The 13691-nt window shown below is 53.0% G+C and carries 13 protein-coding genes and 1 pseudogene; 3 read left to right on the plus strand and 11 right to left on the minus strand.

Going from position 1 to position 13691, the window contains the following annotated elements:
• Positions 1-50: 50 nt before the first annotated feature.
• Positions 51-287, minus strand: a pseudogene (locus HX884_RS17270) (fimbrial protein); the annotation flags it as partial.
• 225 nt (positions 288-512) lie between these two features.
• Between HX884_RS17270 and ybiB the strand changes: the two are divergent.
• The gene (ybiB, locus tag HX884_RS17275; protein ID WP_178328527.1) at positions 513-1475 is read left to right on the plus strand and encodes a DNA-binding protein YbiB; all 963 of its coding nucleotides are present in this window, start codon (positions 513-515) and stop codon (positions 1473-1475) included.
• Between the two features lie 114 nt (positions 1476-1589).
• Here the strand turns inward: ybiB and ybiJ are convergent, their stop codons facing one another.
• The 3 genes from ybiJ to mcbA all read right to left on the minus strand — a co-directional run bounded on the left by ybiJ (position 1590) and on the right by mcbA (position 2786).
• A complete protein-coding gene (gene ybiJ, locus HX884_RS17280; RefSeq protein WP_013097471.1) occupies positions 1590-1850 on the minus strand; it encodes a DUF1471 family protein YbiJ in 261 nt (86 codons plus the stop codon).
• A gap of 285 nt (positions 1851-2135) precedes the next feature.
• On the minus strand, positions 2136-2402 hold the full coding sequence (locus HX884_RS17285; RefSeq protein ID WP_013097470.1) for a DksA/TraR family C4-type zinc finger protein: 267 nt from the start codon (positions 2400-2402) through the stop codon (positions 2136-2138).
• 117 nt (positions 2403-2519) lie between these two features.
• Positions 2520-2786: a DUF1471 family periplasmic protein McbA gene (gene mcbA, locus HX884_RS17290; RefSeq protein ID WP_013097469.1), complete on the minus strand. Its 267-nt coding sequence runs from the start codon at positions 2784-2786 to the stop codon at positions 2520-2522.
• Between the two features lie 243 nt (positions 2787-3029).
• Between mcbA and rlmF the strand changes: the two genes are divergently transcribed.
• A complete protein-coding gene (rlmF, locus tag HX884_RS17295) occupies positions 3030-3938 on the plus strand; it encodes a 23S rRNA (adenine(1618)-N(6))-methyltransferase RlmF (RefSeq protein ID WP_013097467.1) in 909 nt (302 codons plus the stop codon).
• Positions 3939-3983: 45 nt separating this feature from the next.
• Here the strand turns inward: rlmF and ybiO are convergent, their stop codons facing one another.
• The 6 genes from ybiO to rhtA all read right to left on the minus strand — a co-directional run bounded on the left by ybiO (position 3984) and on the right by rhtA (position 10594).
• Positions 3984-6197 (minus strand): mechanosensitive channel protein, encoded by a 2214-nt coding sequence (gene ybiO, locus HX884_RS17300; RefSeq protein ID WP_178328528.1) that lies wholly within the window; start codon positions 6195-6197, stop codon positions 3984-3986.
• 129 nt (positions 6198-6326) lie between these two features.
• Complete coding sequence (glnQ, locus tag HX884_RS17305) at positions 6327-7049, minus strand: glutamine ABC transporter ATP-binding protein GlnQ (RefSeq protein ID WP_013097465.1); 723 nt, start codon at positions 7047-7049, stop codon at positions 6327-6329.
• Positions 7046-7705 carry a glutamine ABC transporter permease GlnP gene (gene glnP, locus HX884_RS17310; protein WP_003858462.1) on the minus strand — a complete coding sequence of 220 codons (660 nt, stop codon included), beginning with the start codon at positions 7703-7705 and terminating at the stop codon, positions 7046-7048. Before glnP ends, glnQ begins: the two co-directional genes overlap by 4 nt.
• A 93-nt stretch (positions 7706-7798) precedes the next feature.
• The gene (gene glnH / locus HX884_RS17315; RefSeq protein WP_178328529.1) at positions 7799-8542 is read right to left on the minus strand and encodes a glutamine ABC transporter substrate-binding protein GlnH; all 744 of its coding nucleotides are present in this window, start codon (positions 8540-8542) and stop codon (positions 7799-7801) included.
• Between the two features lie 361 nt (positions 8543-8903).
• Positions 8904-9407, minus strand: a complete 504-nt coding sequence (gene dps / locus HX884_RS17320) for a DNA starvation/stationary phase protection protein Dps (RefSeq protein ID WP_013097463.1) — start codon at positions 9405-9407, stop codon at positions 8904-8906.
• A 299-nt stretch (positions 9408-9706) separates the two neighbouring features.
• Positions 9707-10594, minus strand: coding sequence for a threonine/homoserine exporter RhtA (rhtA, locus tag HX884_RS17325; protein ID WP_013097462.1), 888 nt, complete (start codon positions 10592-10594; stop codon positions 9707-9709).
• Between the two features lie 354 nt (positions 10595-10948).
• On the opposite strand from rhtA, the gene ompX reads away from it, so the two are divergent.
• Entirely contained in the window at positions 10949-11467 is a 519-nt protein-coding gene (ompX, locus tag HX884_RS17330; protein WP_013097460.1) for an outer membrane protein OmpX, read from the plus strand.
• A gap of 541 nt (positions 11468-12008) precedes the next feature.
• Here the strand turns inward: ompX and HX884_RS17335 are convergent.
• The gene (locus tag HX884_RS17335) at positions 12009-13592 is read right to left on the minus strand and encodes a phosphoethanolamine transferase (RefSeq protein ID WP_023621661.1); all 1584 of its coding nucleotides are present in this window, start codon (positions 13590-13592) and stop codon (positions 12009-12011) included.
• Positions 13593-13691 lie beyond the last annotated feature (99 nt).

The raw sequence follows: 13691 nt of genomic DNA on the forward strand, positions 1-13691 counted from the left end.
GATGCGTGATCTGATCCTTCAACTCAGCAAAAGTTCGATTTATTCAACAAAGTCAACTGAATACTAAAGCGGGTTGTCGAGGTCGTCGAACCACTTCCGGTAAATGCAGATTTAGACACCTTACCTAATGAAACATTAAGCGGATTGCTTAAACCGTTTACCACAGTACATGCAGAATCAATAATCTCACCTGTGAAATTAATTTGACCTTCACCACTGGACGCAAATACAGAAACGGAAGCACACGCCATCCCGGCGGCGATCCCCGCAATAATCATTTTTTTCATTTAAATCCTCTGAATGAAAGTATGGCACTTCAGGTATTAATCATCACGTGGCTGATTAATTCGGCATGAACTATCGCTGAGAACTATTTTTCGTTCAATTTATCTTCAGACCATTTTTACCCTCGAAGGGCGTTTGTCAGGGTGTCGGGAGAGAAAGGAAAATGATTACCCGCCAGGCATTTATCAGGGCTATAGTATCTGCAAAGAGCCGCAAGGAGAGATGTCGTGGACTATCGTAAAATTATCAAAGAGGTAGGGCGGGGGAAAAACCATGCCCGCGACCTGGATCAGGAAACGGCCCGTGCGCTGTATACCCATATGCTTAACGGCGACGTGCCCGATCTGGAGATGGGCGGTATCCTGATTGCGCTACGCATTAAAGGTGAAGGCGAAGCGGAGATGCGCGGTTTCTATGACGCGATGCAGGCGCAAACGCTGCGCTTAACGCCACCGGTAGCCAGACCGATGCCGATTGTCATCCCTAGTTACAACGGCGCGCGCAAACAGGCGAATCTGACGCCACTGCTGGCTATTCTGCTGCATAAGCTCGGGTTCCCGGTAGTTGTCCATGGCGTTAGCGAAGATCCGACTCGCGTCCTGACGGAGACCATTTTCGGCATGTTAGGTATCGAGCCGACCCTGCACGCCGGACAGGCACAGGCAAAGCTGGATGGTCATCAGCCGGTCTTTATTCCGGTTAAGGCGCTCTGTCCACCGCTGGAAAAACAGCTGGATATGCGCTGGCGCATGGGCGTGCGCAACAGTGCGCACACTCTGGCGAAACTGGCGACGCCGTTTGGTGAAGCGGATGCCCTGCGCCTCTCCAGCGTATCGCACCCGGAGTATGTCACGCGGGTGGGCAAGTTCTTTGAAGATATCGGCGGCAGGGCGCTGCTGATGCACGGCACCGAAGGGGAAGTTTACGCCAATCCGCAGCGCTGCCCGCAGCTGGTGCTGATTGATGCCGCCGGCACGCGACCCGTGCTGGAGCGGGGTGAAGAGAATGTAGATGTGGTGTTGCCGGAGGCAAAAGATCCGCACACGACTGCGCACTGGATTGAGCAGTGTCTTGCTGGCAACGTCCCTGTTCCGCACGCCCTTAAGCTGCAGATGGCCTGCTGCCTGCTGGCAACCGGAGAAGTGGAGTCTGTCCAGGTGGGGTTAGCCCGTGTGGAACAGGCGTTTTAGGCAAAAAAAAGCCCGTCCAGTGGCGGACGGGCAAGCAAGGGTAACAACAGGGTCAATGAGGGTTGGAGCAGCTCACCAGAGGGTACGGTGAGGGTGGAGCATTAATTCAGTCGATTATTTGTAGATAACCGCGGTACCGCTCAGCTTGTTATTGCCGTTAGCGGAGGTAATGGTGTATCCGCTTGCACCGGCCGCTGCCGCTTTCTCAGCTAGTTTGGCTTCCAGACCGTCCAGCGTGGTTGCGCCATCAGCACTCACCACACCTACTTTATTCATGTTCTGTGCCTGAGCAGAAGAAACGGGCTCTACAGCGAAAGCGCCAAAAGACAGAGCGGACAGGGCAACAGCAGCAACAGCATATTTGATGGTTTTCATAATTAATCTCTCGCAGGTTTTTCTGTTAAAGGGACGATGTTCCGTCGATGTGATAAGTATCACGTTTTTTTTCGGCAAATAAAATCGAAGAGAATTGACGTGGTTGCTCAAAAAAATTGAATGACAAATAACTTATTGAATATTAATAAATTCAGAAGGGCAATTTACAGTTCTTGTCGCTCCGGTTTACAGACGCATGATTCATGGCACATTTTGCTACGCGCCTGTTAAAAAATCGTGAGCGTAAAGGAAATCGCTTGCGCGGTGAACTTCGGTAAAGGAAAGTCAACGTAACTGGCTGTCTTTCGATCCTCTGCGATTATATCCTGAATGTGATTTGTTTTTTGAATCTTTGTTCTGCTGACAGGAGACGCATAACCGTACGCCGGGCATGGCTTTACGGCGCGCTTCCGGGATCGTTTCTCCGCACTCTTCACATTCCGTTAAACTTTCCCCGCGCGGAATTTCACCGCGAGCACGGGCAACGGCATCTTCAATGGTACTGTTGATCTGTTCGTTAACGGCGTCATCATTCGCCCATCCGGAAGCCATGGCTTATCCTCACGTTCGGTGTGTATCTTATTAATGTGGGGTCAAAAAACGTACAGTCAAGACGGGGGTTGAGAACTGCATCTGTCAGCCAGATGCAGTGGTTCTCGGAAGGGGAACTTATTTATAGATGGTTGCTGTGCCATACATATGGTTATCGCCGCCAGCGGAATTCACTACGAAGCCTTTCGCACCTTCTTCGCGCGCTTTTTCGGCCAGCTTGTTTTGCAGATCGTCAAGGTTACTTGCACGGCTTACCGAGACGGTGCCTGCAGGGCGCAGCTGGCTGGTATCGGTACTTTCGGTCAGTGACTGAACGGCCATGGCAGAAAATGACGCACTCGCCAGCGCGCCAGCGATAACAACAAGAGTCAGGTATTTTTTCATAATCACATCCTCAGGGGGAAACAACAGGTGATTCCCTTTAAGTTTAGAAGCCTGACGAGTGTGATTTAGCGCAAAAATTTGATGATGATCTGCTTATTTTTTGAACGATATAAATTGACAATTCGCTGACAGATCAGCGACATAAAGGTCACTGATTTATGGCGTTTTTTTGCGCACAGCAGAGAGATATTTACCGTTGCTCCCGCACAGGGTATCTTACGCCGCTGTTTAAAGGAGAATGCCATGACTTCCAAGCCGGGATTACACCCGCGAAATCGCCACCGCAGCCGCTATGACATGAAGGCGTTATGCCAGAGCTGCCCTCCGCTGCAGGACTACATCGTGCAGACCCCAGCCGGTGAGCCTTCGGTCAACTTTGCCGACCCGCAGGCGGTAAAAATGCTGAATAAAGCCCTGCTGGCGCATTTTTACGGCGTTACGCACTGGGATATCCCGGAAGGCTTTCTCTGCCCGCCCGTGCCGGGGCGTGCCGATTATCTCCACTATCTTGCCGATCTTCTGGCTGACGATCGTGGCGGCGTTATTCCTCAGCAGGCCACGGTTCTGGATATTGGGACCGGCGCGAATCTGATTTATCCGCTCATCGGAGTGCATGAATATCACTGGCGCTTTACCGGGAGCGAAATTGGCGCTGAGGCGTTTGCCAGCGCGCAGGCGATCATTAATGCCAATCCTGGCTTAAGTCGGTCTATTCGCTTACGCCGTCAGAAAGATGCCGCCTCTATTTTCAACGGCATTATCCACAAGAACGAGCACTACGACGCCACCCTCTGCAACCCGCCATTCCATGATTCAGCGGCTGCCGCCCGGGCCGGGAGCGAACGTAAGCGTCGCAATCTGGGTCAGGCTGAAGATGGCGCGCTCAACTTCGGAGGCCAGCAGCAGGAGCTGTGGTGCGAAGGGGGCGAGGTGGCGTTTATCCTGCGCATGATCGCGGAAAGTAAACAGTTTGCCCGTCAGGTGAAATGGTTTACCACCCTGGTTTCGCGCGGCGATAACCTGCCGCCGCTCTACCGCGCGCTGACCGAAGCCGGTGCCGTGAAGGTGGTGAAAAAAGAGATGGCGCAAGGACAAAAACAGAGCCGCTTTATTGCCTGGACGTTTATGGACGATAACAAACGTCGCAAATAGCACGCCGTCGTAAGCCGGGTAAGGCGAAGCCGCCACCCGGCTCGGTTACAGCGTCGGCTCCTGCGGAGGGAGCGGCGAGGCAGGCGGCGGCAGCACCTGATACGTCTGCACCGGCATACGCACATCCGCCATATCAAAGTGTTTTTTCACCATGCTGTCGAGGGCAAAACGTACCGTCCACTGTTTGAGCGGCTGGGTAGTGAACGACACGCGCAGGGTAAAGGCGGTGTTGGTCAGCCCGACAATACCGGCAAACGACGGCTCGCCAATCACCAGGCCGCGAATATCCTCCATGGCCATCATCTCATCTACCGCATCCCGCAGCGCCTGTTTGGCTTTATCGGCATCTTCATGACGATCGACATCGTAATTTGCCACCACCGAGCCAATACCCCGGACGAAGTTGGCGAAGGTGGTTATCGATGACCACGGAATAATATGGTACGCCCCGGTGTCCTGGCGCACGCCGACGGATCGAATCGACATTCGCTCAACGGTGCCGGTCAGCGGCCCGATGGTCACCAGATCCCCGGTGTTCATGCCGTTTTCAAACTGAATAAAGATACCGGTGATAATGTCCTTCACCAGCGTCTGCGAGCCGAAGGAGATAGCCAGACCCAGCGCACCCGCACCGGCCAGCAGTGGCGCGATATTCACGCCGATTTCCGAAAGCACAATCATAATCGTGATGGTACTGATGATAACCGCCAGCGCGTTGCGGAACAGGGTGAGCAAGGTGCGGGCACGCGCGCTTGGCAGCGGCCTGCCGTGAATGTCAGAGACCAGGCGGTTCTCAATCAGGCTGGCCAGCAGCGTCCAGCCTACGGCAGAGAAGAACAGGATCAGCGCGATACGAATTAAAATATCAACGGTCTTTTCCCCCGCGCCGTTGTGCAGCCAGTTCCAGAAATCGAACAGTCCCCAGGCATTGAGCAGCAGCATAATCGCCACACAGACGGTGAGAATGCGCGCCACCTTCAGTGAAACCGAGAGCCAGCCGTTCACCCGTTTTTGCAGCTCCGGGTAATTGCGCTGGACCTGCGCAGACAAGGTAATGGTTTTCGATAGCCAGCGAGAGAGCAGGCCGGAAACAAAGGCCGCGACGCCAATAATGGCCAGGCTTTTAAACGAGGCACCCATCATAAATTTCAGGCTGTTGCCGGGATCGAACAGCGAGAAGAAGCACAGCACAATGAAGTAAGCGCTGGCCAGCCAGTGCCACACCAGGGCAAAAGCGCGAATAAAGAGGCTAAAGAACGAAAGGGAACGGTCAGCCAGGTGCAGCAAGCTCTCGGTGATCGTCTTTTTGTTATGGAAGATGAGGTAGAGCGCCCAGACGGTAATGCAGATCATAATCAGCACATTCGCCAGCGCACCAGACTGGACGTTCACCTGGTTGGAGATGATTGGCACGGCAACCAGCAGACCATAACCAATCAACCCGCTGAGCACGCTCAGACGCAGCGCCCAGTATCTGGCGCTGCTATCCCGAATAGTGAAAGGGCGAAGATCCGGCACGCGTGGGCAAAATATCAGCCGCAGCAGCGCCTTAAAGAACTCAATTACGGCGAAGGCATTCAGAAACAGCGCCTGCTGGAAGGCGATAGTTTTGTTGCCGGTATTCAGCCTGTCGGCCAGCAATTGCCCTGTAAACAGCGTCAGCGCCAGCAGCAGTAAATCAATGATAAACGCGGTGGCGATCATCAGCGGCAGATGCAACCAGCTGCTTTTCTGCTGATTCTTCTTGCGTCCCCATTGCCCCATTTTTCGGTACAGGGGCCACGCACACAGGCGCACCAGCCAGTAAAAAATGAAGACGGCGGACGCCAGCAGTAAAAATTGCGTGGCAGCCGCGGTAAACGTCCGGGGGTTAAAGGGCTTGTGCGAAGAGCCCATCAGGTTGCGATAGAGCTGGGCAAAGCGCGAGGAGAGGGCATCGGCATAGTGGCGGCTAACCTCAGTCACATTTTCCAGCACCGTTTTTTGCTCTTCTACCGGCGGCGGGGTGATGGTTGGAACGGGCTCCTGAGGCGGTGTGGCGGCAATTTTTCTCAGCTGATCGACTAATTCTTGCCGGGAGGTGTCGTTTTCCAGCACATCGGCAAGCGCACTGTAGGCGGCTTTTTTCTCTTCTGCATCCGGTTCCGGTGGAGGCGTTTTTTGCTGCCCAGTGGACGTTCCGGTGGTGACGCCGGGGATAGCAACGGCTATCGATGGCGCACTAAACAAGCTAAGCAACAACAGCAGGATCCACGGCACGGTGCCCTCCGGTGAAAATGTCGAACAAAATGATAAGTATAGAGGGCAGGGAGCGAAGGGCGTGTTTTGGGAACAATCTGGCGTAAAAAAGCCGGGCATGCCCGGCTTTGCATTTCAGAGGTCTGGTAATCAGGAGACGTGCTGCAGAAACTCCTGCAAACGCTGGCTTGGCGGGTTTGCAATCAGCGCCTGCGGGTTACCGTCTTCTGCGATACGGCCTTTATCGATGAAGATAAGGCGGGACGCCACTTTCTCGGCGAAGCCGATTTCGTGGGTCACGATCACCATCGTCATGCCTTCTTCGGCCAGATCCTGCATGACTTTCAGCACCTCGTGGCGCAGCTCCGGGTCGAGTGCGGAGGTTGGCTCATCAAACAGCATCATTTTCGGTTTAACCGCCAGCGCGCGGGCGATAGCCACACGCTGCTGTTGTCCACCGGAAAGTTCGGAAGGGTAGTGGTGAGCACGTTCTGCGAGGCCCACTTTCGCCAGCAGATCTTTAGCCAGCGCTTCCGCCGCCGCTTTGTTGGCACCGCGTACGCGCAGCGGGCCAAACATCACGTTTTCCAGCGCCGTCAGGTGCGGGAACAGGTAAAACTGCTGGAACACCATGCCCGCTTCCTGACGAATCAGACGGTCATCCACTTTCGGATCATTCACTTTCAGACCATCGACGATCAGATCGCCACTGGTGATCTCTTCCAGCTTATTGATGCAGCGCAGCAGCGTGGATTTACCGGAGCCAGAGGGCCCGATAATGACAACCACTTCACCCTGTTTGATGCTCAGATCGATATTGTGCAGCACCTGGGTTGGACCAAAGTGCTTGGATACGTTTTTAAATTCAATCACAGGATTTTCATCCTTCTTTCAAGACGACGCAGAACGAAGCTCAGAACCAGAGTGATAATCAGGTAGACAACGGCTACCGCACTCCAGATTTCCAGCGCACGGAAGTTGCCAGCAATGATCTCCTGGCCCTGGCGGGTCAGTTCAGCAACGCCAATAACGATGAACAGCGACGTGTCTTTGATACTGATGATCCACTGGTTGCCCAGCGGTGGCAGCATGCGGCGCAGCGCCAGAGGCAAAATTACGTGACGGATGGTTTCGCGACGCGAAAGGCCTAACGCCAGACCCGCTTCACTGAAGCCTTTATGAATCGACAGTACCGCACCGCGCGTAATTTCCGCGATGTAGGCACCTGAGTTGATCATAATGGTCACGACGGCGGCGCTGAACGGGTCGATGCGCAGGTCGGTGAAGGCCATTGGCAGGGCGAAGTAGATGAACATGACCTGTACGACAATAGGCGTGCCGCGGATCACTTCGATGAAAACCAGTGCGATGTGGTTTGCAATCCAGCCACCGTAGGTGCGGGCGAAACCGGCGACAAGACCGATAATCAACCCGCCAACCAGACCGAGGACCGAAATCCACAGGGTCATTTTAGCGCCTTCAAGCAAGAGAGGAATGGCAGGCCAGATGGCGCTCCAGTCAAACTGCATGATGTATTCCTGTATACCGTGGTGAAAAACGAAAAACGTAGGCCCGGTAAGCGTGAGCGTCACCGGGCGTTACAAACCTGAATTCAGGTAAAATTATTTAGGCTCGGTACCGAACCATTTTTTGTAGATTTCGTTATACGTGCCGTTCTCTTTCAGGGTTTTCAGCGCGCCGTTAACTTTCGTACGCAGCTCGTCGCTGCCTTTCGGGAAGGCAATACCGTACTGCTGTGCTTCCAGAGACTCACCGACCGCTTTGAACTTACCGTTGCCTGCGGTTTTGATGAAATAGAGGATGTTAGGCGTATCGTGCAGAACCGCGTCAGCACGGTTGGTGCCAAGTTCCATATAGGCGTTATCGATGTTCGGGAACTGGCGCAGATCTTTGGTTTTGATGTTCGCTTTCGCGTAATCAACGGAGCCGGTGCCGCTCTTCACCGCCACCACTTTACCGTCGAGATCTTTCACGCTTTTAACGTCGTTATTGTCAGCTTTGACCATCACCAGCAGGCCGCTTTTGTAGTAGCCGTCAGAGAAGTCGATCGCTTTTTTACGCTCATCAGTAATGGTGATGCCTGCCAGGGCCAGGTCTACGTTTTTGGTTTGCAGTGCCGGGATGATACCGCTGAAGTCCATTGGCTTCAGGGTGTAATCCAGTTTGAGTTCTTTTGCGATTGCGGCCCACAGATCCACATCAAAACCAACGTATTTATCACCCTGTTTGAATTCAAACGGAACAAACGCCGTGTCGGTGGCTACAACCAGTTTATCGGCGGCCTGAGAAGAGACCGCAAAAGCCAGGGTAAGTGCAGCCAGTGAAACTTTTAATACAGACTTCATAGCATTTCCTTTTATATCCACGGGGCGATCCCCTGCGAGAACGACAGGCACAATGAAAAAATCGTGCCAACTTTACAAGCTGTTGTTTTGCAAAGGGGAGGATGTCATGCATTGCACAATAAGCGTGGCAATGATGTCTGATTGCACCAAGGTGGAGCACCGTTTTGGTGCGCGTCGTTTGGCTCAACTGACGGGGAGATATTTAGCGCAAATAATGATGAAAAAACAATCTTCCGTTAACGGTTGTGTGAGGTGATTATTACATTTCTTTCACGTTTGCAGCGTCTCAGTGGAAAAGTGTGCACCATAAATGTGCAAAACCCTCACCAGAGGCGAGGGTTTGATAGATAATTCGTATGGATTATTCGATGTTAGATTCGATAAACCACAGGAATTGATCCAGGTCGCGAGACGCGGCGGTGAAGATGTCCGCAGTATCTTCGTCTTTTGCCTGGCTAATCGCTTTACGCACGTCGTTAGCCACAATCGCATAACGGTCTGCCAGCTCTTTCAGATGATCCTGAACGGTGTGAATATCCAGCGGATAGCTTTTCAGTGGCGTTTTGCTGTTAATCACCTGCGTGGTACCCAACGCCACACCGCCTAACTGCACGGCACGTTCGGCCATGGTGTCCAGATGGGTGACCAGTGCTGTGCGGAAGCCATCCAGCATTTCATGAACGGCAATAAAGTTTGCACCGCGCATATTCCAGTGGGCCTGTTTGGTGATCAGCGAAAGATCGATGAACTGGATCACCTGGCGATTCAGCAACTCAATCGTTGCTTTTTTGTCGCTGTCCGATACATCGTTACGGGTATAAAGCAGATTAGACGCTTTCGTTTTCACCAGTTTAGCGGTACTCATAATCTCATATCCTCTTGATGTTTATGTCCCAGGTAATTACGGAACTAAGTATAGCACCGGATTTTTTCCCTGCGGTTTGGCTGTGCCTATTGGTTTAATAGCAAGAAGGGAGTTGAATTATTAACTGCTTGAACTATATGGTGTTTTTTAAAATTGACACAGATCAATCTTAATTCTCTATTTCCCATTAAGGGCGAGAGAAATATGACTTTTCGATGACGAAGAATGTAAGAAATTATAAACAATACAGAACTGGCCTTTATTCTGCATGGCACCGAGGCCATGCTGAATATACGGTATTAGCGGATGTCCACTTTCTCAACTTTTGGCTCAGGGCGCATGGTGAGCGTTGACCCCATCGACGCCGCAATAATGGAGCACAGCGCCAGCGTCTGGGTAAATGTGAGGGTTTCCCCGAGGAATACCATACCGGAGATGGCGGCCAGTGCAGGCTCCATGCTCATCAGGGTACCGAAGATGCGCGTCGGCAGCCGCGTGAGGGCAATCATCTCCAGTGAATAGGGCAGAGCCGTTGAGAGGATGGCGACAGCAAAACCCACCGGCATTACTGACCACTGCCAGATAGAGTCCGTCGCCTGAGCCATACCCAGCGGAACAAAGATGATGGCGGCAATGAGCGAGCCCAGCGCCACGGTCGCCGGGCCGTGCTCTTCGCCGGCGCGCTGACCCGTGAGGATATACACCGCCCAGCAGGCTCCGGCGCCCAGAGCCAGCGCGGCACCCGTCAGGTCGATTTCAGAGACGCTCTGGCCCAGCGGCAAGAGGAACCACAACCCCAGAACCGCTAACACCACCCAGATAAAATCGACAGGCCGTCGGGAGGAGAAAAGGGCCACCGCCAGCGGGCCGGTAAATTCCAGCGCGACGGCAATCCCCAGCGGAATGGTCTGGATAGAGAGATAGAACATATAGTTCATGGCCCCCAGCGCCAGCCCGTAGAAAAGCAGCGGGAGGCGCTGCTCTTTTTTGACGCGCAACCGCCAGGGTTTAAAAATGACCACGAGGATCAGGGTACCCAAAGCGATACGCAGGGCAGTCACCCCCGGTGCGCCTACCAGTGGAAAGAGCGATTTCGCGAGGGACGCGCCACTCTGTATGGACAGCATCGCAATCAGAATTACAGCAACCGGCATCCAGACCGATGACGTGCGGGATATCCCTGGCATCCTTTCTCCTGTCAATTTTTGTCAAATAGGGTAAAAGCCGCAGTGTAATTGAAATATGGCGCAACGGTTGAGCTACTGTTGAAAAAAAACCAGGGAAAATCCGTAAAATGGATAAGCGTTGCTGGTTTTATCGCCTGTCAGATTAGGAATAATCTGGATGAATGTAACGGCGTTGACGCGCAGTATGAGTATTTAGCAACAGAAATCCTTTGTGATTTGAACAAGATAACTGATGCTGGAAACGTTCTGTTACAGGAAAGGTCCCGTTAGACATCACGAATCACAAAGAGTTTCGCAAATTTTTTTGATATATTTAAAACTTACGGATTTACTTGAAGCACATTTGAGGTGGTTATGAAAAAAATTGCATGTCTTTCAGCACTGGCCGCTGTACTGGCTGTTTCCGCAGGTACCGCTGTAGCTGCTACTTCCACTGTGACCGGTGGTTACGCTCAGAGCGATATGCAGGGCGTAATGAACAAAGCTAACGGTTTCAACCTGAAGTATCGTTACGAGCAGGATAACAACCCACTGGGCGTGATCGGTTCTTTCACCTACACCGAGAAAGATCGTTCTGAAAACGGCGCATACAACAAAGGCCAGTACTACGGCATCACCGCTGGTCCAGCTTACCGTATCAACGACTGGGCAAGCATCTACGGTGTTGTAGGTGTTGGCTACGGTAAATTCCAGCAGACCGAAAACCAGGGTCTGAACCGCACTGCAAGCAACAGCGACTACGGCTTCTCCTATGGCGCGGGTCTGCAGTTCAACCCAATCGAAGACGTTGCTCTGGACTTCTCCTATGAGCAGAGCCGTATCCGCAACGTTGACGTTGGCACCTGGATCGCGGGCGTAGGTTACCGCTTCTAATCACTTCGGTGAGCCAGTAAAAAATCCGCCCATGTGGCGGATTTTTTTTAACCTTTTTTCCCCTCTCCCTGTGGGCTGAGGGAGCCCCAGTCATTCACAAACAGAAGCAATAACACTGCCTTCAGAATGACTGAGGGCATTCAGCGATGCCCTGGTCCGGCTGTAAATCGCTGAGGCGTTTCCTGCAGGCCGGGGCGAGGCGCATGGATGCGCCGAGAGGGTGGCTTTACAGGGACGTTACATTCGCCCGTCCCCGATAAGCCGGAAGGAATAAGCCGAAGGTACCGCGAAGCGGCGATTTACCGCCGGGAGCCCGGGTTGCCAGGGTGGTGGCGATTGAGCCACCCTGGCACGTTCACGGGTCATGTTGTTACAGAGTAGCAAGGAACATAAAGTGAACGGAATGACCACCAGAGCTGTATGTTCCCCCTCACCCCAGCCCTCTCCCCTAAGAGGAGAGGGGGCCGTCCGTAGACGCTTTTTGTATGGGGATCCCTCTCCCGTGGGAGAGGGCCAGGGTGAGGGCATCAGACCGCACAGCTTACTTACTCTTTATATCGAAAATATCCGTACCCAAATGGTTATAGTCAACTTTCTGTAACTTGAAGTTGGTAACGTACACTGGGGGAGCTTTCTTGTTTGAGATAAACGGGTAAGCATTTTTGATCTGCTCTGCTGAAATCCCCGTCCACTGCGAGAAGAACGTCAGGAAATCATTGGCCGAGCGGCGCGCGGTGATAATACGATGCTTCTTGTCATCACTCGACAGCACCATAAACGGTACCTGGAAGTTCTGCTGGAATTTATCGTCGTGCGCCAGATACTGCACCTCTTTACCGCGCTCTTTAAACGCCAGCCCGTGATCCGAGAAATAAACCATCGAGAAACTCTCACCCGTATTACGTAGCTGATCGTACAGCTTGCTGAGCAGCTCGTCGGTTTGCGTCATGGTGTACAGATAGCAAGAGGTCTCTTTAGATTGCACAAACTCGGCGTATTTCCCCTGCGTGCGGTCACAGGCCTGAGGGTGCGAACCCATCAGGTGCAGGACGATCAGTTGTGGCTGCGTGCGCTGCGTGGCAAAAACCTGCGCCGTCATCTTGAGCAATGCTTCGTCTTTGGTATTTTTATCGGCTTCAAAATCACCGTTTTTCAGGAACTGCACTTCATCGGCACGCTTCGCGATGCTGGCAATGGCGGTATCGTATTCGCCAATTTGCCCCTGATTAGAGAACCACCACGTCTGAAAACCGGCACGGTTTGCCAGCGTGACAAAGTTATCCTGATACTGTGGTTTGCCGTCGACAACGCGGTTCAGGGTCAGGCCGAGCGATTTCTGCGTCGAGCCGCTGGCCGCAATATAATCGGTAAACAGGGTACCGTTGACGGCGCTGGCGAACGGCGTGTTATCCCAGTGTCCGCCGAACGCGCCCATCGCATCGCGGCGTGCGCTTTCGCCGATGACGACCACATAGGTATGGTACTTCGGCTTCACCGCCAGCACGTTCCAGGTGTCTTTCATATTGGAGAGCTCAGCCATGCGCGCCTGCTCGTCGAGAACTTCCTGGTTATTGACGACAACGTCTTTTACAAAGCGGAACACCGGATAGCCGGTATCCTTCAGCTTGAACACGCCGCCCCAGGCCAGGTTTTGCACGGGGGTGACAAAGAAGGTCACCACGCTGAATGCCAGGCATAGCGTCTCTATTTTTCCCCACGCTTTTTTCTCTTCGGGTTTACGACGCACCGCTATAACGCCAAGCGCAAAAATAAAGAGGCCGACCACATAGCTGTACCACGGGAAGATCGTCAGGATCTCTGTCGACTCTTCCATGTTGGTCGAGTGTAGCGCCAGCAGGGTATTAAAGTTTGGCGAACCGTAAGCCTGACCAAACGGGAAATAGAGCGCTGCAATCAGGGAGCAGATGCCCACTAACGTTTTTTGCGCGCGCGGCGCGGTACGCCACAGCAAATGCAGAATGCAGGTAAACGCAACGGCATACAGCAGGCTGAAGGGGTAACCCAGCGCAAAGTTAATCAGCAAGGATTGTAAAAAGTAGAATGCCGTCCACGGACTTAAGGCCCGACTGCGGGTAACAACGGTGTCTATCAGGGTTAAATTCATAGGTCACTATCATGCATAAAAACGCCATGTGCTCACCCTGGCGTCAAGGGTCATAACCTGCCTGACAGTGCGTGGAGAGGGAATGAGGGTCCGCTTCAG

The sequence above is a fragment of the Enterobacter sp. SECR19-1250 genome (genome assembly GCF_013391025.1).
In the GTDB taxonomy this organism is placed as follows: domain Bacteria; phylum Pseudomonadota; class Gammaproteobacteria; order Enterobacterales; family Enterobacteriaceae; genus Enterobacter; species Enterobacter cloacae.

Excerpts from the sequence above, each read along its gene's own strand:
- ompX (WP_013097460.1), top strand. The coding sequence starts at position 10,949 with ATGAAAAAAATTGCATGTCTTTCAGCACTGGCCGCTGTACTGGCTGTT.
- glnP (WP_003858462.1), bottom strand. The coding sequence starts at position 7,705 with ATGCAGTTTGACTGGAGCGCCATCTGGCCTGCCATTCCTCTCTTGCTT.
- mcbA (WP_013097469.1), bottom strand. The coding sequence starts at position 2,786 with ATGAAAAAATACCTGACTCTTGTTGTTATCGCTGGCGCGCTGGCGAGT.
- HX884_RS17335 (WP_023621661.1), bottom strand. The coding sequence starts at position 13,592 with ATGAATTTAACCCTGATAGACACCGTTGTTACCCGCAGTCGGGCCTTA.
- rhtA (WP_013097462.1), bottom strand. The coding sequence starts at position 10,594 with ATGCCAGGGATATCCCGCACGTCATCGGTCTGGATGCCGGTTGCTGTA.
- dps (WP_013097463.1), bottom strand. The coding sequence starts at position 9,407 with ATGAGTACCGCTAAACTGGTGAAAACGAAAGCGTCTAATCTGCTTTAT.
- ybiJ (WP_013097471.1), bottom strand. The coding sequence starts at position 1,850 with ATGAAAACCATCAAATATGCTGTTGCTGCTGTTGCCCTGTCCGCTCTG.
- rlmF (WP_013097467.1), top strand. The coding sequence starts at position 3,030 with ATGACTTCCAAGCCGGGATTACACCCGCGAAATCGCCACCGCAGCCGC.
- glnH (WP_178328529.1), bottom strand. The coding sequence starts at position 8,542 with ATGAAGTCTGTATTAAAAGTTTCACTGGCTGCACTTACCCTGGCTTTT.
- HX884_RS17285 (WP_013097470.1), bottom strand. The coding sequence starts at position 2,402 with ATGGCTTCCGGATGGGCGAATGATGACGCCGTTAACGAACAGATCAAC.